This window comes from Methanosarcina baikalica (assembly GCF_031461075.1).
Classification (GTDB): domain Archaea; phylum Halobacteriota; class Methanosarcinia; order Methanosarcinales; family Methanosarcinaceae; genus Methanosarcina; species Methanosarcina baikalica.
Map to the genome: position 1 here is coordinate 1 of NZ_JAVKPK010000020.1, position 22589 is coordinate 22589.

Sequence of the window (22589 nt, forward strand, 5' to 3'; positions counted from 1 at the left end):
TCAATGCATTTAACTTTACAAATGTATGAAAAAATTGTTGCATATTTTATAGGTTGGAAAATTCTCCCTTGAATTTGAAGAGGATACGAAAAATAAGTGATTTTCCTTTAAAATACGAACCTTCTATCTTAAAACGTTCGTATATTAACAAATCCTGCAAAATCAGATTTAATGAAAAATTCACAGGTTTTATGGCAAAACCTGTGCATGATAGAAGTCACTAAAAGAAAAAAACCGCAAGTCAAGAATTTTGATTGAAGTTCTCATGCGAGTATAACCCAATGTGTGACCATTCATTTATTTTCCTTTCTTCTCATAAAAGTGCCAAGATCATTTTTAATAAGAAATTTTTTCCTTGCAGCTTTCATGCCTGTACCGATCCTGCAGATCAAGGGATGTCGATACAGGCTTGTTCGAGACGAAGCCCATCGAGGAGGTCAAGCCCGGCCTCGAGCCCGTCACGAAGCTCGCGAAGGAGAAGGAAGAATCAGAAGACAGTAGAGGAGCGCAGGACCTTCGGCGTCAACAAGGCGCTGCGGAACCCCTACGCCTGAAACTCCTCTTTTTTATCTTTGAAATTATTCGCGTTATTACACGAATATGGGGATGGGATAGGTTCTCATCCCCAAGATGATTTAACTGAAAACGCACCGAAATTTCTGTAAAATTTAGATGATTCTGTAGTCTTTTTCTTTACTATAAAAATAGAGTTTATCTTTTTTAATAAACGTGTTTTTATTTTTTTCATATTCTTATTTTTAAGCTAAAAACCAACATCAAAAGGCACAGAGAAAAGTGCCTGTGTATTTTTCAAAACGATTTTGCTCTAGAGTGGGGGATTAATCGGTCATATGTTCTATATTCCTATATCCCATGGAATAACTGAGTTCATAAAAGCTCATATTCAACATACCCGGAAAATGTAGAGAGCGTGAACACCAAATGAAAACTGAAAAATGTCATAGGGTTCTGCTCATTAATCAATCAAGTTTCAAGTTATGGAAAATTGTTCTGAAAATTTACTGATATTTGGTAATAAATGAGTCTTATTTAAAAAATTCCGAACAAATGGTTATGTAATCCTTAATTAGAAAACGACCTGTTTTTTTATACCTTGTTTGAATATCAGCTTCATCCACCTTAAGATAACTTCCAAGCTGCCTACAAAAATGATCTGGATCATTCGATCTTTGGCCAGACCAATGCCTTTTATATGGATCAATCGTACTGTTGAACATATCATATAATTGATCGGGAGAAATCTTATTTCCTTCACATATAGAATAGCTTATAATTTGCTTAATTATATCGTTTGCTGCAAACTGCTTTTTTGTTTTATATGTTAGCACCAATGCTTTCCAATCTTCCATTAATTTCGTCCATTCCAAAGAGTTAAAATATTCATCATTTGGAGTATCAAGATCAAATACTGGCATATGTGAAGGAATTGCACCCTTTTCAAGAATACCGTCATCAATTACTCCTGTTTGTCTAAAAATTAAAATTGGCATATCTATTTGAAAAGCCATCGCGGGCTCAATATGACAATAAGGACTTGTAATCCATTTGTTAGAAATATCGGTCTCTTCTTGATTTGTAAGTTCTGTACCGGGTTTCCGAGTACCGCTTTTTATATAAGCTCGTCTAAAAGCGATTGATAACAGTCCGTAACATACGTTCATCATGTCTTTTATATTTACCATTGGATCCGATATACCAACATAAGTCTCTCCAAGAGTCAACGGGTCAAAGTCATTTTCTTTTAAATGTGATTTTACGTTGTTGATAAATATTTCTTGATTTTGATTAAATGGTTTTGCATAACTAAGAAATATTGGTATTTTACCATTATCCAAATTACCGCCGTCCAAAATTACTTTCAACTTATAACACTCGTTTTATTGGAAAAGTGAGGTAAATAAATCTGTTGATTTATTTCCGATGTCTAAAATTCCATGATTAACCAAAAACGCCACCAGGATTTACGCTCTGTAACTTCGTTTATCTGATCATCTTTTGTGTTCAGCTGGTCGCTCATTAGGTCTACCTGCTTTCTCAGGTATTCAATTCTGACTGGCGTTTTACGGTTTTGAGTTACATAAATAGCTTCTTTATTCTTTGTAAAGCCTGAAACTGGATACTTTTCTTTCATCACTTAGTATACAGTTGTTTTCTTAAAACCACTTAATTATTAATTAAATAGAGCTGTAATTGAGAAACATATGTTGAAATAAAGGACAAAATACAGTAGTTTTAGCGGAAAAATACTGTATTTTGTGGCATTTGTCTCGTACTTTAGTGAGGCTAGAGCAGACCTGCTTCAGTGCGCAAAAAAGCAATCATTCGTTGAATTTGAAACTTAATCATGAAAACATCAACCATGTAATAGTGGACGATAAATTTTCACGTTCGCCTGTTGAAAGAATATACAATATGAAGAATTAAGTATCATGACGAATTCTCAGTATAAACTAACTACTTTGCGTCTGGTTTAAGCAACGCTGGTATTACCCGGATTGCTGGGGATTAATTAGCTGCTCTTGACCATATCGCAGAAATCGCATGCTGGAGATTTGGCCTTTGATGAGGTCCAGACACTTTATAAAACAGTAGAGAATTTTCACATTCCACTGAAATATCAGTAACGAGGTACTGGTATGGAAACCAAAGAAATCATACGTGATATAGCCGATAAGAACTTTGATAAATTCAAATATGTTGAACAAATTCAATTTGATGAAGAATTACGTGACTTGATTATTGACCAGATGATTTCCAACAAAAACATTATGGTGTATTATCATTGCTACGACATTGTTTCAGAGGCGAGTTGTTCAAGGCCGGAGTTATTCTATAAGTATTGGAATAGTTGTCTAAATTTATTGAACTATGAAAATTCATATCATAGAGATATCGGACTCACTCTAATTGCAAATCTGTCGAAATCCGATGAAAATAACCTGATTATCGAAGTTATTGATGAGTATCTGGAACATGCTCAGGATGACAAATTTATGACCTCCAGATGCTGCATAAAAAACTCATCGAAAATCTTGCTTAACAAACCGGAATTAATGAACAAAATTATTGTTCATTTTATAAATTTGGCAGATAGTTGTAATTACCCCGTAAAACAAAAAGAATTACTAATTAGTGATATAATTGAGGCATTTGATACCATTTACGATAAGTATGATAATAAAGAGGAATTGATGAGTTTTGTCAGGGACAAAACTAAATCCGTTAGTCCCAAAACAAGAAAAGCGGCAAAAGAGTTTATCCTTAAACACCAAAGGTAACTATTGATGGAAATAAATTCTTTGTTTGATATTTTCTTAGAAGCTTTAATAGACAGCGCAAAAATGATTCCACTACTTCTTATTAGTTATGTTGGAATTGAGTTAGTTGAATACAAATATGCAAACAAGATCAGGGAAGCCGTACAAAAGGCTGGAGTATTTGGACCTGCTGTAGGAGCGGTGACAGGCAGTTTCCCTCAGTGTGGCATATCCGTTGTCGCTTCGGCTCTATACACGCAAAGGTTAACCACTATTGGCACTTTGCTTGCTGTCTATCTGTCCACTTCAGACGAGGCAATTCCGGTAATTCTTTCTCAACCAGACAAGGCTGAAATTATTGTGCCTCTGGTAATAACAAAAATTATTATCGCTATAATCGGTGGATATGCTGTTGATTTCGCTTTTAGAAAATCGAACAAAGAGACCTTAGCCCATATCAAGGCATATGCAGAAGGTTCCGATAATAAACAGCATAATCATGAAATAATACTTGAAGAAAAAGCTTGCTGCGGGCACAGCGCAAGCCCTTCCTCAGTAGAATTTAATCCTAAAGAGATCATCCTTCACCCAATAATCCATACAGCCAAGGTTTTTGTTTTTATTCTTAGTGTTTCGTTTGCAATTAATTTTGCTATTGCTCAAATGGGTGAAGAAGCTTTCGAAAACCTGTTCTTAGGGAGTAGTGTTTTCCAACCGTTTTTAGTGGCGTTATTCGGACTTATTCCAAATTGTGCTGCCTCTGTCGCGATAACGATGTTGTATCTCAAAGGTGCTATTACTTATGGCTCAGTGATTGCTGGACTCTGCGCCAGTGGGGGTTTAGGATTATTAGTCTTGTTTAAAGAAGAAAAAGACAAGAAAGATGTATTGAGTATATTGCTTCTACTATTTGGGATAAGTGTCTCAGCGGGATATGTAATTCAATATATTATTTATTGAGTTTATCCCAACCAATTCTCTTCTCAAATCTTTAAAGTTTCAGAAATATTTTCCATGATCAGAAACTCGATTGATTATTCAGAATGCGGGATTCAGAGAAGCAATTTTGAGTTTTGGGATCAGCTCCTAGTCAATTATTTGGAATGGTTCTGTAATATTGATATATTTTCCTCGGATATTTTGACTTTTGTTCATCATACATATATTTGCATGCTTATTCTGATATGCCACCAACTGACAGAGATACTGTTTCAGGTATCTTTAATATTTTTTTTGAGGGAATACATAGCTTATTTGGAATTGTCAGTTTGCCATCTATAATGAACTTTACGTTTTGAAAACCAGTTATTAGGTCCGTATTTACCTATCAAATCCAGGTGATAGTCCAGATTAAGATGGATAAGCCTCAAAGAATTGAGTTTGGTGCAGGTATGCCTATCTATGCATTCCCAGCATCCAAGATGGCTTTTCCCCTGTACACAATTCCGAACCTCACACTCAGGCTTTCCGCCTCCCTCTCTACAAGGCACAGAACATTTCAATGATTCAATCTCTTTCAGCACCTTAATAAACGTCGGGTGCTCTTCAAAGACAGGATTATTCTTGGCCTTGAGTTTGGAATATTCATCAAACTGAAGGTCTGAAAGCAGCTCTTCAAGATTCTGAACAATGTTAAATAATTCGTGATTAGAAGGAATACAATCAATACAGCATAGCCCACAAAAAGCCGTATATTTTTCATTCATCTTTTCACCTTAAATTTAATTTTAGAATTCGTACATTTGACATAAAAGAGGAAAGAATAGGTTATTATTTTAATGATTGATCATATTTTTGCATTCAAATTCTTTGTTACAAGATTCGTCGATAAACATATAGTCACGTCTGTAATTATTGCAATAAAAACAATTTTGGTAACTATTCAGCCTACCAAAAATCAGTTGATGATATTGATTTTGATATCACAGATAAGTGTGATTACTAACCAATGAAAAAATAAAAAACGCAATCAATAGCCAACAACTAACGGAAACTAATTCAGAGAAATTTACCTCTTTAATCTTATGAAATATGGCTATTGAAGTTGTTTTTTCCAGGCTGAGTAGTTACCTCAAAATAACGTTTTCGGTATTATATATTGACCTTAATAAAAATGGTTATCCATTGTTTCGAATAGATAGCTTTTATTCGTCCCCTAAATGTTAATGTAACATATCCAATATAGGACTTACGCAGTTGAACTGAGAAATCAATAGCATTAAACCTCAACTTCTATAAAAAACTAAACCAGTTACAACGCTTAATGTGCTTGATTTTGTACTTTAAATGTGTAAGTCCTACAAGATTAAAATTCAATGTATGAGGTAGTAGTATGATAAAAAAAATCCCGGTGATGATGGAGTTTCTAGTATGCGACTTGTGCAATAGACAAGAAGGAGACACTGTAGATATCCGCAAATGCGAACTTTGTGGGAGAGATGTCTGTAATAATTGCTCTAATATGGAGCTTATAGATGATGATAATACGCTAAATTTGTGTAATGAATGCAACGAACGGGTTGACCTCGCTGAATACAAGAAAGTCTTCGAAGAAATAAACAAGCTCCAACAGCAAATTCAAGAGAAATATGCAGAAGCGCATGGTATCTTAGCTGAGATGAGGAAATCTATCTGAGTCAAGTGGGGTACCCCAAATACAATGTTTTTGTTAAACATATTTATATTTTTTATTTTCCTTTCTTCACAAAAATTGTCAGGATTTTTTTGAGATCGAAAATTCCTCTTTGCAGCTATCTTGCCTGCGACCTCAATAAATGGAGATGGAGAGTGTGAAGGGTCTCACCAGATACTTGGACTGTAATTTAATTTGATTTCATCAACTTTCTCGGCAGGTAGGCCAAGGTTTTCGAACATTTCCCTGAATACTGTTATGTACTCCTCTTCAGGGATTTCTTTTCCGGCGCTGCCTATGGGCATCGCAATATCTGCGCGTACAAATCCCGAACTGCTCACATAGATATTATATTTATTGGAGTTATTTATTCGAGTGATGGTAGTTTCGGGGATAACAAACCCTACGCACCCAAGTTTTTGGTCGTTTCTGTAAAATTTGTCCTCAGATCCTATGAAAGTTGTTGTTTTGCTTTGGTTAAGATAAGCATAGACTGCTGGAAAATCCACATTTTCTTTTGTAGTTAGACTCGCAACTCCCTTCTGATCTGGGGACTCATTCTTTAGCTGTTTAAGAAATTCTCCAGATTCAGTTTCATTAAGCTCTAAACTCATTCCTAGCATTTTAAGCATCCAGGAGTCATCCGGAAACATGGAAGGCATCTGAGACGTAATATCACCTGCATCATTATGATGAGAATAATTAAAGAGTGTTACAAGCGTTTGATTATTCTCATCCTTTTTAAATTCGAGATACGTGTTTAAGTTGTAGTAGAGAGCAACTCTTGATACTCTGTAGTCTGTTTTGAACCTATTCTCAAGAGATTCGACATTTCCAGGTTCTATTAAATTTGCTTTATCCAGCCTGGTATAAGGTCCGCTGAGTTCATATCCTGCTTTCTCTGCTTTTGTGACAACGGAATTGTAATTAATAGGTCCGATGTTAACCATATCTCCATAATAAGAGGCCTGATCATTAATACCAATTAACATAAAAAGCACAAATAAGCCCACATAGAAAAGCACAACCAAACCTGCAGATGTCAATAAAAAATATTTTAACATTTTGAGGGGTTTATTCATCTTAGAAACCTCTGATTCCATATTTTTTAGCAGGATGTGCCCTTCTTAAAACCCGAAATGTCAGCAAAAAGTTTGTTTTCTTAATTTTCATTAAATTACCTCGAATTTGAGAACAGTTTATTATTTTTTGCTGAGTATACTTAGGATTGAACAGAGAAATCAATAAATTTATAGTATAAACTCCGAAAAACACTAGTCCTGCCCAAAATTCAAAACTACTTTATTTTCTGCCTTAAACGCGTACATCCTAAAGTTAATATTTTATTAGATCCAATATATTTAAACTGTTTGGATGTTGTGCTGCGAAGAAATAAGAAAACTAACTGAATTCAAGTGAGGTAAATAACGTAAGAAAGTGTTATGCTTTACGTTATAAATCAAGGTAGCACATATGAGTTCTTGGGCAAATTATGATTATTTTCACAATCTTTGCCTATATCTAGAGAAGCAAAAAATATACAAATGTACTCCTCTTGCATATAACAATATGGTTCTAGGACTTTTGACAGATAGCCAAGAAGCAGATATCTGAATACTTTTAGAAACATAGAAACAAGGGTTCTATGTAGTCTGAGGGGGGCTGCGATAGATTTTCAGTAAACTCTGAAGCCATCGGAAGGTCAGCCCCGAAAACTACACAGTACCCGCGGTGATTCTCCCTATCGAAAAAGTAGATAGCCCATTGTTCTCTTATTTTACCACAGCAATGCGATTCATAGGTCCTGGAGCCACTGGAGAGAAAGCTGCAAGATAATTGACGAGGGCATCTCTAACCAGAGAACCTTCTGTCCTATTGACTCCTTCCTTTAGAACAAAGAGATTATAGCTTCCTTCGGCCATGCGGTTGTTAACTGTTACGCGGTAAAGGCCGCTCGGACTGATAGAAGTGTCATTAATCTTTATGCTGGAGATGTCGATCATATTTCCCGGGGGAGCACTTTCGTTCCAGACATAGCTAAAGCCTTTTGAGACCTGCAGTATGCGCGGAGTTGGGTTGTCTAACTGTTGCTCAAGCAGTGTGTCTATCTGAGTGCCGTTTAAGGTCATTGTGACCATGCTGATTTCAGAGGGCTGGACGCTGAAGACCTCGCCATATGTGACCTGACCGGGCAGTTCACCTGCACTCTGTTGATTATATATCAGATCAGCACGAATGCCTCCCGGATTCGCGAAAGCTACCACAGCACTGCCATCTTCTGGATCGGAAGTAGCATAGAGCTGAGCATCAGCTATGGCATCGCCCAGAGCAGATTCGCCTGAATTACTCATGACCACTGTAATATCGCTCGTAATGTTACCTATCACCTGGTTGGCAAGGGCTGCAACCAGATCTTTGTATTCCGTGATCAGCTCGGATACTTCGGGATCTTTAGGAACATCTCTGGATACTATAATATTTCTTGACTTTTCTTTGACCACATCATGAGTTTTGTTGCTTATTTCCAGATCGATATCTGTGAGCACAGTACCTGCTGAACCAGCTTGGGTCACTATGCGTCCGTTAATAACAGCATTGTAGGTCTGATGGGTGTGACCGGTAATGAATGCGTCTACTTCGGGATCGGTGGCATTAACAATATCTAGAATTGGGCCACTCATATTCAGGCTCTCGTTATATAGTCCTTCCTGGTAGCCACTGTCGTGTATGATCACCACTATGGTTTTTACGCCCATATGCTTCAGTTTTTTGGCATATTTGTTAATGGTTTCAGCTTCATCCAGAAACTTGAGTCCCTTCACTTTGGAAGGAGTCAATATAGAAGGCGTATCTTTTAGGGCCACTCCGATGAATCCTATGGGTACCCCATTTACGCAGGCAATTTTGTAAGCAGGGAATATTGTTGCATTAGTGGTTTCATTGACGATATTCGCAGCCAGATACTGGAACTGTGCTCCTTCGAAGGTAGAGTTGTTATAGCAGCCGTCTACTTGGTGGCAGCCACCATTTTGAATGCGCATGAGCTCGTTTAACCCATTATCCAGCTCGTGATTGCCCACAGCCGAATAGTTGAACCCTATCATGTTGAGGGCCTTTATTGTTGGCTCATCGTGGAAGCGGGATGAAATAATCGGACTAGCCCCTATATTGTCTCCGGCCGAGACCACGAATGTATTAGGGTTCTCAGATCTGAGTTTCTTTATGTAGGTGGCAAGGTACTCCGCACCGCCGGCATCGACACTTATGGGAGCACCCGTCTCATTATAGCCCATAACCATCTTGTTTGTGGGAGGCTCAAGTTGGCCATGGAGATCGTTAATGGCCAGGATCTGGACTTCTATCGTACCCTTTTCAGGTTTTAAGGTCCCCAGGTTGCCCATTGAAACAGTAGAAACAAGCATCACCAGGAATAGAAGGGCGAAGTACCTGTTGGCTTTATTTATTGCAGAATTGCGACTTTTTGACAATATATCCCTCTTTAAGCGCTCGATAAGAGCATCTGAAAGCTCGAAACCATCCTTTAAGAAATCGCCAAGTACAGGTTTAAGAAATTCTCCAATAATCTCTAGTGAGAATGGAATTTAACTTTCAGAGCTCAAAATAATTAATTTTTCAATTTTTTTCCTTTCATGATCGGAAACTCAATTAATTATTCAGAATTTAGAATTCAAAGATGCATTTTTGAGTTTTTGGATTAGCTCTTATTTTATCCAAATTTAAGCTGTTTTTTTCGATCTACTTTCCATCGGCAGAAATATTGTGTAAATATTATTCCAACGTGTATTTCCAAACTATCATATATAATTATTTCTGAAAGTTCCCAGTGTTGATAAATTCTGCCCAGTGCGGTACTGTGTAATCTATGGGGAATAAGAATTCTTTCCAGCTACGGTCGAACTTATATATTGTCCATCCTTCCTAAACTACATAGTGCCAAAATTCAGACAGCTTCCAGAAAATACTTTGATTCAAATCATCTGAAAACTTCTATCCACCCCCAAATGCTGCGAAGCAACAGATATCGGGCGGTCACTGGTGAAAAAGAGGAATCTGCTGCCATAAATAGTGACTATAGATAGCATATTGTTAGCAGTATTTGAGAAAAAAAATCAAAGTGATGAATTGTGATAGCGTCGAGCAAAAGAGTCAAGTTAACAGCTTAGGAATGATTAAAATATAACTTCAATTTTCAGTTAGGGAATTGCTCTATAGTTCCATTTCCCCAACTAATCATTCTTGGTAACAATAATTCTTGATATTATATTAGAATCATTCCTTAATTGTAGAAAAATTGATTATCGATCAATTTCTTTTTCATAAATCTTACTAAGCTTTCCATTAGAATATAAATAATGTGAAACCTTTTGAACAAGCTTGAAATGTGTCTCATTCGTAGAACGTATTAGTTTCTCTTGAAGGACTACGAAAATAATATTCATTTCTATCTTGTTTAATAAAGGTACTAATTTATCTTCCCTTATTATCAAGCCTCTACACTTCTTATTTTTTACGTTAATTATTATCTCCTCATTTGAACTATCCACCCAACTGCTATTTCCATTCCATTTGAGGTTTAGTTCACTTATGAATGTTGGCAAAGGAAATTCTATAGTCTCAGAACGTTCGTCATTTGAAAAGTCATAATCAAAGCTTTTTTCTCTCAGCATACTTATCTCATTTGAATATGCAGATGTCGTATTAGGTAAAATCCCAGTAAGTTCTAAAAACAGACCTCCATATAATGAATCTTGTCGGACAGCTTCACTATAAGGATACTCTTCTAAACAAATAGAGTAACTATGTTGATTGAAAGATGAAGTGTAAATTTTAAATTGATCCTTCATTTCCTTAATTCCTTTCTTATAATGTTTTGTTTCTTTTTTAGGAACTAATATCGATCTTACGACAGTAGTAACCTCTCTATTGAAACCGGTGAGTTTTTCAGATTGAGTTTGGCCCTCTTCTTTATTTATTTTAGAAAGTGATAGATTAATCCACTGTCCATTTTTGCTATCAAATGCTTTTATTGCTTCATAAACACTTGGTAGGTCAAGAGTTTCTATCCACTCTTCGGGAGAAATGTCTCTTAAGGTTGAAAAACTATAATCAATAGGATTCCACCAATCATGCGAACCTACTTTTTTAAAAATAGTATATCTTAAATCAGTTGGATCCATTGTGTGATGCCTTATGTTAAGACCTTGTAATCTGGAGGATTCTTTGCTTATTACATGATCACTAAATTCATCGGCTATGTAATCTAAGTTATCGGAAAGAATACCAATTAATCTGTAGTATAAAATCCAATAATACTTTTTCCCTAATCTCTCTGCCCACGTTGGTTTACCTCGACCTCCACCATATTTGGATATTAGATGCATATCATATTTATAACACATCGAATTATAGCCTGGATAGCTCATCTCTTTAACGGAGTATAAGAACCAATTATGAATATCATTCTTAGTAATATTAGCCGATTTTAAATCGAATTTATAAAATATATTTTCTACAATGTAACGAGCAAAATCTGTCCCAATCCTATAGCTTCCCAAATACATTTCTGGAATCTTGGCAAACTCTTCACAAGACATTAGTTCATCAATTATTTCTTGTTTAGGGATCTCTAAAGGCCAAAAACTTTCATATGGTGGTCTAAACACACTCATATCTGTATTTTCAGGTAGGTTTTTCGTTTCATTTGCAAATTCAAGCAATAATCTTAAGTTATCTCTAATAAGTGCATTGCATGGGATCTTCTTATGTAAAAATAAATAATAAACTGTTTCTGCAGTCTCTTTCAGAGAATTACAAGGTCCTGATTTTAAGATCGCTCCATATGCTGCTAGTGTAACTCTTTCGAAGATATATTCATCATCAACTGAATTGAATTTGCTTATTAATGGAGTAATTGTTTGTGGATTAGTTATAAAAAGTCGAGTCAATCCTAAAGTAGACTGATCTCTAATTCTTCTATCAGAAGATGCACAAAACCAGGAGAGAACTATTGCCCATAGTGTTAAAGACTCAAGATTAATATGTCCTATATTAGCGTTTTTAGCCCAGTATATAAGACGATAAACATTCCGTTTCAGTTCATAGTTTTCGTGAATATAATAATTCCAGAATGGATCCCTTGTAGTTAAATTAATCTTTTCCAGAAGTTTGTGTAGGAATTCTCCATTTAATAAGCAATCGTTTCTGGTAGATATAGCTAACAATGAGTCAATTAAAACGGTATTATCTAAGTTTTGATGTAGTTGGTTTAAAACAAGAGATCTCGTCTCATCAAAAAATGTTTTGGAACTTCTCCACTCAAAGCTTCTAAATATTGAATTGTAAATATCATCTTTAAAACTTGAATTTTTTATATCGATGATTTCTGTTAGTTCTACATTATATTTCTCAGGAATAATGATTGAACAAGCCTCTAGCAGTCCCAATCTAATATTTTCCGTGCAATCACTATTAAGTACAAAATATAGTGGATTTCCTTCTTTAAATAGATCTCTAACTAATGATTGATCTAAGTCTTTTATCGCTTCTCTTACGATAAAAAAATCCTGAATTCTTTCAAATGTGAATCTAACATTATGTTGAAGTAAACCATCTTCATCAACCATTGATGGTATTACAGATACTAAATTCTCTTTTTCCAAATGAATAAATAATGAGTCAGTATAACCAGAGACTGGCAATATATTACTTACAACTCTCTTTGCTGCATCTAATTTGATATAATTTGAAGAGCTTTGACCAATTGATTTTGCTAAAGCAAACAATGCTTTATTTATAACGTTGTCACGAGGGTCACAGTTAATTGCAGATGAAATTACTTCATTTTTCTTTCTCAGAAAAGAGTTCATTACAGTTAAAAATCCCTGTTGACCCAATGGTAGTGAAGATGGTTCTTTGTCTTTTAGAGTACTACAAACCAAGTGTAAAAATAGAGGATTTGTAAACTCCTTCTGCAATAAAGGTGACGTAGGATGTTCAATTTTGTAGTAATTAAAAAACTCAGTAATAGCTTCAAATTCGCATCCTGAGAAACCATTATGATCAATCTGTGAAATTGAATTTATATCGCTAAAGATCTCGTTTATATAAGTGTCACGACAGGAAACACAAAGAAGTATCTTTGGATATGGTCTTATTTGCTCACATATTAGTGGGAACCATGTTTTCCATTTTTTGTGATTTTTAGACTCATTTAGCGCATCTATATAAATTAGTACTGGCTCTTGCGTTTCTTCGGAAGCTATAGATAGACATTCAAAGAACTCATCTCTGGATAGGTTGCCAGATAATCCTAATTTTCTACTTATCGTAGTCCATGGTTCATCATGATCGAAGTCTTCCCCATAAAAAACTAGACTAATTGCCCCGCGATCTTTTCGGCTTAAAGCGTGATCAATAATTAGATGCGTCTTTCCAATTCCTGCAGGACCTTTTAAAAGAACTATTTTCGAAAATGACAATTTTGTTTTATTTGATGTCAAAAGTGACAAAAATTGTTCAAGGCAGATAATTATATCACGGGTTGAATCTAAATGTGCAGCAGGAAAAGTGGCCGTATATTCCATCATATATTGACGGTAACTAGGAGCGTCTACCCAGCCTTTTTCCTTAAATTCTTCAAAGACTAAAGATTCATAATTGTGGAATGTGTCTAGTATATTTCGTAATTTTTTAGATAGATCTATATTTTCTTTCTGATTCCAAGTTTCTGTATAAATCTTATTTAGTGTTTCAATAACTTCATCTAGATTATTTTTTATTTCATCGTGTGATGTTGATATTTTTTCTTTTATAGTTTCCTTTAGATTATATGAGCGGTTCCAATCCTCTACTTTTTCATTTATTTTTGAATTAATTTGCTTATTTTTTTCATCCCTTACATAAGAATTTGAGAATATCTCTAGTTCCTCAAAAGAAGGGACACTTATTGACAACTTTGGAGTGTATCGTTCTCCAGCTTGTGCTTTTGCCTCATTAATTCTTTGTTCAAACCACTCTTTTGGAAATATTTCTCTATTAAACCAGTAATTTTTTAATCCATTGTTTTTATCCAGCTCTATTATATAATCTATAAGATAACTTCCACTCCATAAATATACTTCGAAGTTAAAGTTCAATTTTACTTTCTTTTTTTCCAACCAACTTTTAAATTTTTCTGATTCTCCTATCCCATTATTTGTGTTAGTAGTTAAATTAAATGGAATACATACAACATAACAGGTTAAATTAGGGTGTATTGTAGTAGCAGATGCTAGCGACTTCTCAAGTTGTTTAATCAATGCTGTATATGTAAAAACATACTTACACTGTATACCTATTTCTTTCTCATCAGTTAATTCCCAATATGCTTCAACTCCCCCATCACCCCCAGCACCTCTATTACGATTATATACAATTAAGTCAGACCTAACAGCTTTAATTTTCCTGTAAAATATCTCGCAACATAACTCTTCAAATGAGTCTTCTTTGCTTCCCATTCGAGGACAAATATCTTTAAAATCGATTTCTAGCATGGTAAAATCACAATAATAATTTGATTTTCAATACTCACCTAATTTAAATATCAATGAAAAAGCATTTCAAATCTAAAAAAGTATTCATTTTTTCATTCTCTTTTGATTATGTCCATCAATTACTTAATATGTGTCGCTTTTCTATCAGATGCCAAAATAGGAACAGCACATAATAAACCTACAAAATCTTCAACTTCTCTGCTTTTGCTTCTTTTTTGTCAGTAACCGCCCGATATCTGCTCACTTCGTAGCATGCGGACGTGGAAGGAAGTTTTTAGATGAATTTTAAAAAGAAATTTGACAACTTCGTCAGAGTCAACAAGGCGCTGCAGGACCCCTACGCCTGAAACTCTTTTTTGGTTATGGAAATTATTCGTGTAATTACACGAATATTGGTGGGGTAGGGGCTCATCCCCAAGATGATTCAACTGAAAGCATACCGAAATTTCTGTAAAATTCTAATTGGCCTGTATTTACAGCAGATTCTCATCTGCCCATATGTCAAACACCTGCAATTGCTCTTCCGTATGGAAGTAATGCTCCCCATGCTCGAGAACTTTAACTGCTGCTTGATACCTTGTTGCAAATGCTGAAATCTCGTTCCCTTCAGACAAATTATCGTCCGAACCATACAAAATGGCAGTAGGCACGTTCCATTTAAAGCAAATAGGGTTTTCTTTCACATAGCAATAATAGTTCCATTCCAATGTTTGACCAATCGGCAACCGGATTTCAAGCTCAGCTTTTAGTCTTTCTTCACTTACTTGGAAGCCTTCCATCATATTGCATATGATACGTTTCATATTGACAACGGGCGAGAGAAATAAACTTTGCTTTATGTCAAAGCCATGATAAGCAAGCAAACTGAAATAGGCTCCCATGCTACATGCAAACAAATGAATGCTAGGAGCAAGAGACTTTGCAAATTCATAAACAGCGACCAAATCACTTACGCAATTTTCGGGAATACACGCATATTCCTCATCTAAACGTTCACCGTGCATAGGCAGGTCAAAGCTTAATGCTTGGTAACCTTTTGTAACGGCTTTTTGTGCCATCATGGAAATTACAGTGTCCTCTTTATTAGAAAAGTTACCGTGAACTTCAATTAACAGCTTTTCACTCTGCTTTCCCCAAAGGATGGCAGGAATACGAATTTTATTATTTAAGATATAAAAATGTCTTTTTTCCATTTTCTCACTTAGTTCCATGAATAAAACACATATTTTATTAGACAGTGTGCGGAAAACCCTGTAAATTCCAAATAACTCAGCCTATCTTTTTCTTTAACACAACAAATAAGTTCCTATTTTACCTTTTCGCGGCATTGGGCAAAAATACTCAATTCTCAATTAATTCTAATAGTCTGTAGAGTATTTTACCTTCTTTCTGTCCTTTTCCCTATAGAAAAACCGTTTTTTCCATCACAAGAATTGAGGCTTTAATGTGAGGATACGTATAACCCACTTTCCGCAGTAAATTTTCGTAAATTCATATTTTTACCGCTATCGATTTTCAATCAAACGTGGATTTATTGGACTTTTATGCAGTAGGTAAAAGCAACTATGTGGTGTATTTAGAGACCAAAAACGATATCATTCAATTTTCACCAAATGCCATTAAAAATCCAAATTATTTGTATCTGTTCCAAAAACGCTATCAGGAAAAATATTGATTTTCAAAAAAATACTGCGGAATGTGGGTACATTGCTAATTATGCTGAAATATTTAAGTTCCCTAGCTCGAAGGAAAATACGATTTTTACATCTTTTTATATCTTAATCTTTTTAGGAATCTTGGGCATGTAAGAAATGCACTTTCTCCTTCCACATTACAGTACTTGGATAGTTCTTCATGTGTTGGTATGTAATTATCTTTTATGATCGCACATTTGTATTTAATTTCACTTTTTGGTCTATGTGTGTATATTAAGTAAGTACATTTCGTTTACAATCACTCTTTAACTCTGTAATCTAATTTAGACTTTATATGATATAAGAATATGTGCCAGAATGCTATCTTGTGTGATGCACAGGTTGTGATAAAACCTACCATTTTAGCTATTTTGGCTACTAATTTGAGAACACTTTTGCCTAAAAATCGGAAAAATATAGAGCTTTTACTAAAACCTGTGTAAAATCAAATTGTTGCCTTTATCTTCGGCAAATAGGTCTATCTTTCAAAACTTCTCATTTCTAATAATATAACGATTTTTATGGCATCTGCCGATTCTACTTTTTCTTCTTTTTTACCAGTGACCGCCCGATATCTACTCACTTCGTGAGCATGCGGGCGTGGAGGGAAGTTTTGAATGGAAATTCAAAAAAATGTTTTTTAAAATATAAAGCATAAATGAATATTGTAGTTTCATATCATTTTTTTAGGAACCTCAACTATTTTATATGAGAGAAGGAGGAAGCTGGAATGGCTGAATACTGTACATATGAAAAATATGTGTTTAAAAAGAAGCTTGAAACTCTAAGAAGTAAAAGTGGAAGGAGTACAGAATTAATTTCCCTTTATATTTCTTCTGATAAACTGATTCCAGATATTATTAATCATTTGAGGGAAGAACATGAGCAGGCTTCGAACATTGAGTCTAAACTTACCAGAAATAGCGTACAGGGAGCACTTGATTCTTTGTTGGCAAAGTTAAGATATCTTAACAAAATACCGGAAAAAGGGATAGTTTATTTTACAGGAGCTATCGATACTGGAGCTAACAGGACAAGCATTGTGAACGAAGTTCTCATTCCTCCGGAACCTGTTGTACATTACATGTATCGCTGTGATTCCATTTTTTATCTTGATCCACTTGAGGAAATGCTTAGAGAGTGCAGTACTTACGGGCTTATACTTCTTGATTTAAGAGAAGCTACTATAGGAATGCTTGTAGGTAAGCAAATTGAAGTTATTAGACATCTCCATTCTACTGTCCCTGGCAAACAAAGAAAGGGTGGTCAGAGTGCACATCGTTTTGAACAACTTAGACACATTGCTATTCATGATTTCTACAAAAGAATTGGGGATGCTGCAAGTGAGGCATTCCTTGAAGTAGAGTCAGCTGAACTTAAAGGCATTCTTATAGGAGGGCATTCTCCAGCTAAAGAAGAGTTCAATGAAGGGGAATTCCTACATTATGAGCTTCAGAAAAAAGTTCTTGGATTGTTTGATACAGGGTATACGGATGAATCAGGTTTTTCTGAGTTAATAAATGCAGCAAAAGATACACTCCAGGGTATTGACTTAATTAAGCAAAAGAAAGATATGGAAATATTTTTTAAAGAAATCGCTACTGAGTCTGGTAAAGTATCCTATGGAGAAGACAATGTAAGGGCGAATCTTGAAATAAAGGCAGTTGATGTGCTTTTACTTTCTGAAGACCTGCGATCTGAAAGAGTAACTATCAAATGCAGTGTTTGTGGATATGAGAATAGACGGATAAGAAAATGGAAAACCAGTGAAGCTTTTCCTGTGGCAGGAAAGTGTCCTGAATGTGATTCTGCACTTGAAGTTACTGATGTTATTGATATCGTTGGTGAGTTCTCAGAACTCGCTGATAAAGGCAATGCAAGGATTGTTTTCGTATCAACAGATTTTGACGAAGGCTCTCAACTTATGATAGCTTTTGGTGGAATTGCTGCAATCCTTAGATATAGCGCAGGGGTATAGTTTATTTCATGAGTTTATTAGTTAATGAATTACATAAATTATACAAAATTCGGTACTGTCAACTACCGGAGATTGCCAATTTTATGGGTCCGATAGTAGCTGGAAAAAACTCTTATCCCCCGAAACTTCACAGAACCATTTGTTTAAAAGGATCTAAGAAAAAAATCTTTTTTTCAATCCTGGATTACTTAATTTCCAGTCGCCAATAAGTCCTCTACTGTTACAAAATTAAATCCCTTTTTCTGCAGTTCCGGGATTGCTCTGTCTAAAGCCGATACAATTCCGAAATCCGCCTCATAGGTTCCACTGTGTCCATCGTGACATAAAATAATTGATCCGTTTCCAGTATCTCTCATTATATTATTGTAAATATCTACTGGTCCGTATTTGTATTTGAGAGATCCGTCAAGAATAAGAGCAGGTTCTGTGGAACTATCTGCTGAGCGGCAGTTCCATAAAACGATTTTGAGGTCAAGCGCTTTTGCTATGTTATTTACTCTATCGTTAATGCTGCCATAGGGAGGACGGAAATACACAGGGGTTTTTCCGATCAAATTAGTGATTATATTTTTGGTTCTGGACAATTCATTGTTAAGAATTTCTTCATCAGTAAGTTCGGGAAGAGCTAGATGATCATAAGAATGAATGGCTATGAGATGGCCGTCATCGTTTGCACGTTTGACAATTTCACTGCCTGTTATGTATTTACCTGTATAATCTTGAGCAGCAATGTTTTTGTCAATACAACAGCCAAGGCAAAAAAATGTAGCTTTAGCTCCATACTTTCGAAGCACATCAAGAATGTATGGGGTTACCCTGCCCGGACCGTCATCAAAGGTCAGAGCAACATTAGGGATGTTAGGATTACCTTTTACAATTATCTCGTTTGACATCGTAAATACCTGTGTAAGTTTTTGCTTGATTTTTCTTCTTTTTTGCCAGAATCGATAACAACATTAGTAAAACACTGTATTAACATCAAATGTTTACTCCAATTGTGTATATTGTCTATTTGTGTATATTGCCTAATATTAGATACAGAGGGAACGACACTTTTCGGATAGATTCTTAGGTGATTCCCCAAAAAAGTACTTTAAAATTTGGATTTATATTCCAATTAAGGTTGCAAGAAACTGTAAATTAAGGCATTAGAAAAAGAAAGCAGTTACAAGCCTTCTCAAAGTAAAGAATAAATAAGATGATAGTAATTGTTAAATAATAACAAATATCATTTAGTAATAGATATCATTTATATCTGAATAAACCTGCTTTCACAGGTAGTTTAGGTGGACGGCAATGAAGCCCACAGAGAAAGCTGACATGAAATACACAAACCAGAGAGTCGAAATACTTGATTTCCTGCGCGAACACGAGGGTCATCCCACTGTAGACGACGTTTATGATGGGGTCAGAAAAAAACTGACGCGTATAAGCAAGGCTACCGTATATAAAAATCTCAAATTCCTTACGGAGAAAGGGTTACTGGAGGAAGTGAATGTAAAAGGGGTCTCAAGATTTGAAGCGAATTTCATTCCACATCACCATCTCATCTGCCGGGAGTGTGGAATGATGGAGGATTTTAATTCAGAACAATTGTTGGACTACTCGATGAAGATAGCTGAGGAAATAGACGGATTTACTATTGTTTCAACGAGCACTAACTTTTATGGCATCTGTAAGAAGTGTAAGGAGTGTAAGGAGAAAACATAACTTGAGCAGAACATCAAGGGGGAACAGTGTGCTATCCAGGTGTACAATGGTATATCCTTCAGATGGTCAAAGATAAAGATCCGGTGATATACAACACTGTACTTCAGATTCTCACTGATGAAATTGAACACGAAGATGATCTGCAAGCCGTGACGGAATACATCGACTTGCTTCAGCGCAAATATGATCTTGTGCAGTAAGTAAAAAAACGAGGGATATGAATGGTTGAGTTGCTTTTATTAAGCCGGCTTCAGTTTGCCATAACAGTTGCGTTCCATTTCCTGTTCGTTCCACTAACACTGGGACTCGCATTGTTGGTGGCAGGCATGGAAACAATGTACTACAAGAACAAAGATGAAACCTGGCGAAGGATGGCCGATTTTTGGGGTAGGATATTCAAGATAAACTTTGCAATAGGTCTGGTAACAGGTCTTGCAATGACATTCCAGTTTGGTACGAACTGGGGTGCCTATGCGGAATTCATGGGAGATATCTTTGGACCACCTTTAGCAGTGGAAGCATTACTGGCTTTCTTCCTTGAAGGTACTTTTTTTGGCGCATGGATATTCCTGGACCGCAACCGTCAGAAACTAAAGGCATTTTCCATGTGGATGGTCGCTCTGGGTACCAACATATCTTCATTATGGATTATCACTGCTAACGGTTTTATGCAGAATCCAGTCGGCTATGAGATGGCTACTGATGGGAGCAAGGTGGTTATGACAGATTTCTTTGCTCTACTTACAAACAGCTATGTGTGGTACATGCTGGTACACACTCTGCTTTCAGCTTACCTGTTAACCGCATTCCTGATCATGGGAATCTGTGCGTATCATTTCCTTAAAAGGAACAACAATGAAGTGTTCAGGAAGTCTTTCAGCATAGCAGTTACCATAGCACTCTTTACTGCAGTCCTGCTTCCAGTTCTTGGTCACGGTTATGCACAATATGTTGCTGAGCTTCAGCCTGCTAAAGGAGCGGCAATGGATGCGATATGGGAAACAGGTTCCTCAGTGCCCATGTATCTAATACAGATGCCTGATTCAAGCACTGGTTCCAATAGTGTTCAGTTGCTGGGAATTCCAGGGCTTGCAAGTTTCCTGTATACAGGAAGTTTCAGCGGAACGATAACAGGACTTAACCAGCTGCCTCAGGCTGAATTACCACCTGTAGAAATGGTATTCTGGAGCTTCAGGCTGATGACAATTCTGGGATCTCTGTTCATCATAGAGGCTCTTTTAGGCTTATATCTTCAAAAGTCAGGCAAGCTGTACACATCGGATAAGTATCTGAAGCTACTGATGTGGTCAATTCCGCTTCCATATCTTGCCATCACCGCTGGCTGGATTGTAGCTGAGGTAGGAAGGCAGCCATGGCTGGTATATGGTTTGTTAAAGACAGCTAATGGTATATCCTCGGTTTCCACTTCAGATGTGTTGTTAAGTGTTGTCCTTATCAGTACATTCTATCTGATCCTGATGGTCTTTGAGATATACCTCATAAGGAAAACCGTAGTCAATGCTACAGGAGTTGAGTGAAGATGTTCGATTTCCTTACTCATGACATGCTGGCTGTTATCTGGTTTTTCCTGTGGTGTGTAATATGGGGAGTTTACTTCATAGTAGACTCGTTTTCCCTTGGAGCAGGTCTTTTGGTACCTTTTATTGCCACAAATAAGGTGCAGAGGATACAAATCCAGAGATCTGTGGGTCCTTTCTGGGGCGGTAATGAAGTATGGCTCATCCTGGCTGCAGGTGGAACATTTGCTGCATTTCCTCTGGTATTCTCTAAGATGTTTACCTTCCTGTATCTTCCTATGATGTTGCTGCTCATCGGCCTGGTCGCAAGGGGCATTTCCGTGGAATATCTCCACAAGGATGATAATCCCCAGATACAGAAAGTCCTTATGTGGGGATGGTTCGCTGGAAGCCTGCTGATCTCTCTCGTCCTGGGAGTTGCATTTGCGAACTTCTTCAAGGGGCTTGAAATCGCTTCAGGAGGAGTTTATAAAGGCACCCTTCCTGGACTTTTCGGCCCGTATGCATTAATAGGTGGTGTCCTGTTCGTGCTTATGAGTGTTACTTCAGGTGCACTCTGGATCAATGTCAAGACCGAAGGTGCAATAGCTGCAAAAGCAGGTGATCTGGCAAAGAAGAGCACTCCTATTGTATTTGTACTTGTTCTGGTCTATCTGGCATATTCCTTTGTGGGTATAGAAGGTTTTACAACCAACTATTCAGCCACACCAGCTCTGTACTTATTGCCAGTTCTTGCGGTAGTGGCAGCTATCCTTGCTGGGGTTTTTGCAAAAAAGGATAAGGGATTCCCGGCCTTTTTCAGCAATCTCCTGGCGCTTCTTTTCGTTGTTCAAAGCGGGCTTGCAAGTATCTATCCTTACATGCTTAAGTCCTCTGTTTCTCTTGAATACGGAATAGATATTTTTGAGGCAGCATCAAGCCACATGACCTTGAGCATCATGTTGGGAGGAGCATTGGTATTCGTACCCATAGTCATCATCTATCAGCTGTGGGTATATACTCTGTTCAAAGAAAAGATAAAAGAAACAGAACAGGTCGATTACTGACCTGTTTTCACTTATTTTTCACTTCTTCTGTCACTTTATCTACGAAGCATAGATAACCGTAGACATATATCATAATTAAAACAGCACACATGTCAAGTGTTTCTGGCTTCTTCCAACTCACACAGAGCCTCTACACTTGGTTAAAAAGCAGCTTCCTTAGC

The 22589-nt window shown here is 36.4% G+C and carries 16 protein-coding genes; 8 read left to right on the top strand and 8 right to left on the bottom strand.

Translation table 11 applies throughout. The features are described 5' to 3' along the window. Positions 1–1046: 1046 nt before the first annotated feature. Together RG963_RS06480 and RG963_RS06485 are read right to left on the bottom strand one after the other, a co-directional pair. Positions 1047–1883, bottom strand: a complete 837-nt coding sequence (locus RG963_RS06480) for a hypothetical protein (RefSeq protein ID WP_310575462.1) — start codon at positions 1881–1883, stop codon at positions 1047–1049. A 62-nt stretch (positions 1884–1945) separates the two neighbouring features. Further along, positions 1946–2152 (bottom strand): hypothetical protein, encoded by a 207-nt coding sequence (locus RG963_RS06485; protein ID WP_310575463.1) that lies wholly within the window; start codon positions 2150–2152, stop codon positions 1946–1948. A 505-nt stretch (positions 2153–2657) separates the two neighbouring features. Here RG963_RS06485 and RG963_RS06490 point away from each other — a divergent pair. Beyond that, the gene (locus RG963_RS06490; RefSeq protein WP_310575464.1) at positions 2658–3299 is read left to right on the top strand and encodes a hypothetical protein; all 642 of its coding nucleotides are present in this window, start codon (positions 2658–2660) and stop codon (positions 3297–3299) included. 6 nt (positions 3300–3305) lie between these two features. Beyond that, positions 3306–4238, top strand: a complete 933-nt coding sequence (locus RG963_RS06495) for a putative manganese transporter (protein ID WP_310575465.1) — start codon at positions 3306–3308, stop codon at positions 4236–4238. 290 nt (positions 4239–4528) lie between these two features. Here the strand turns inward: RG963_RS06495 and RG963_RS06500 are convergent, their stop codons facing one another. Beyond that, entirely contained in the window at positions 4529–4984 is a 456-nt protein-coding gene (locus RG963_RS06500) for a DUF3795 domain-containing protein (protein WP_310575466.1), read from the bottom strand. A 626-nt stretch (positions 4985–5610) separates the two neighbouring features. Here RG963_RS06500 and RG963_RS06505 point away from each other — a divergent pair. Then, positions 5611–5913, top strand: a complete 303-nt coding sequence (locus tag RG963_RS06505) for a hypothetical protein (RefSeq protein ID WP_310575467.1) — start codon at positions 5611–5613, stop codon at positions 5911–5913. A 164-nt stretch (positions 5914–6077) separates the two neighbouring features. Here RG963_RS06505 and RG963_RS06510 read toward each other — a convergent pair whose 3' ends face one another. From RG963_RS06510 to RG963_RS06525, 4 genes are all read right to left on the bottom strand, one after another. After that, positions 6078–6860 carry a hypothetical protein gene (locus tag RG963_RS06510; protein ID WP_310575468.1) on the bottom strand — a complete coding sequence of 261 codons (783 nt, stop codon included), beginning with the start codon at positions 6858–6860 and terminating at the stop codon, positions 6078–6080. Between the two features lie 822 nt (positions 6861–7682). Further along, positions 7683–9398, bottom strand: coding sequence for a bifunctional metallophosphatase/5'-nucleotidase (locus tag RG963_RS06515; protein ID WP_310575469.1), 1716 nt, complete (start codon positions 9396–9398; stop codon positions 7683–7685). A gap of 828 nt (positions 9399–10226) precedes the next feature. Beyond that, on the bottom strand, positions 10227–14462 hold the full coding sequence (locus RG963_RS06520; protein ID WP_310575470.1) for an NACHT domain-containing protein: 4236 nt from the start codon (positions 14460–14462) through the stop codon (positions 10227–10229). Positions 14463–14935: 473 nt separating this feature from the next. Further along, positions 14936–15673, bottom strand: coding sequence for an alpha/beta hydrolase (locus tag RG963_RS06525; protein ID WP_310575471.1), 738 nt, complete (start codon positions 15671–15673; stop codon positions 14936–14938). Positions 15674–16886: 1213 nt separating this feature from the next. Here RG963_RS06525 and prf1 point away from each other — a divergent pair. Further along, positions 16887–18134: a peptide chain release factor aRF-1 gene (gene prf1, locus RG963_RS06530; RefSeq protein WP_310575472.1), complete on the top strand. Its 1248-nt coding sequence runs from the start codon at positions 16887–16889 to the stop codon at positions 18132–18134. 188 nt (positions 18135–18322) lie between these two features. Here prf1 and RG963_RS06535 read toward each other — a convergent pair whose 3' ends face one another. After that, positions 18323–19027 carry a polysaccharide deacetylase family protein gene (locus RG963_RS06535; RefSeq protein ID WP_310575473.1) on the bottom strand — a complete coding sequence of 235 codons (705 nt, stop codon included), beginning with the start codon at positions 19025–19027 and terminating at the stop codon, positions 18323–18325. A 403-nt stretch (positions 19028–19430) separates the two neighbouring features. Here RG963_RS06535 and RG963_RS06540 point away from each other — a divergent pair, with 403 nt between their 5' ends. From RG963_RS06540 to cydB, 4 genes are read left to right on the top strand one after another with little or no spacing between them, the layout of a single operon-like run. Continuing rightward, complete coding sequence (locus tag RG963_RS06540; protein ID WP_310575474.1) at positions 19431–19844, top strand: Fur family transcriptional regulator; 414 nt, start codon at positions 19431–19433, stop codon at positions 19842–19844. A gap of 26 nt (positions 19845–19870) precedes the next feature. Next, positions 19871–20044 carry a hypothetical protein gene (locus tag RG963_RS06545; RefSeq protein ID WP_310575475.1) on the top strand — a complete coding sequence of 58 codons (174 nt, stop codon included), beginning with the start codon at positions 19871–19873 and terminating at the stop codon, positions 20042–20044. Between the two features lie 21 nt (positions 20045–20065). Then, entirely contained in the window at positions 20066–21382 is a 1317-nt protein-coding gene (locus RG963_RS06550; protein WP_310575476.1) for a cytochrome ubiquinol oxidase subunit I, read from the top strand. Positions 21383–21384: 2 nt separating this feature from the next. Then, positions 21385–22428 carry a cytochrome d ubiquinol oxidase subunit II gene (gene cydB, locus RG963_RS06555; RefSeq protein WP_310575477.1) on the top strand — a complete coding sequence of 348 codons (1044 nt, stop codon included), beginning with the start codon at positions 21385–21387 and terminating at the stop codon, positions 22426–22428. Positions 22429–22589: the final 161 nt, after the last annotated feature.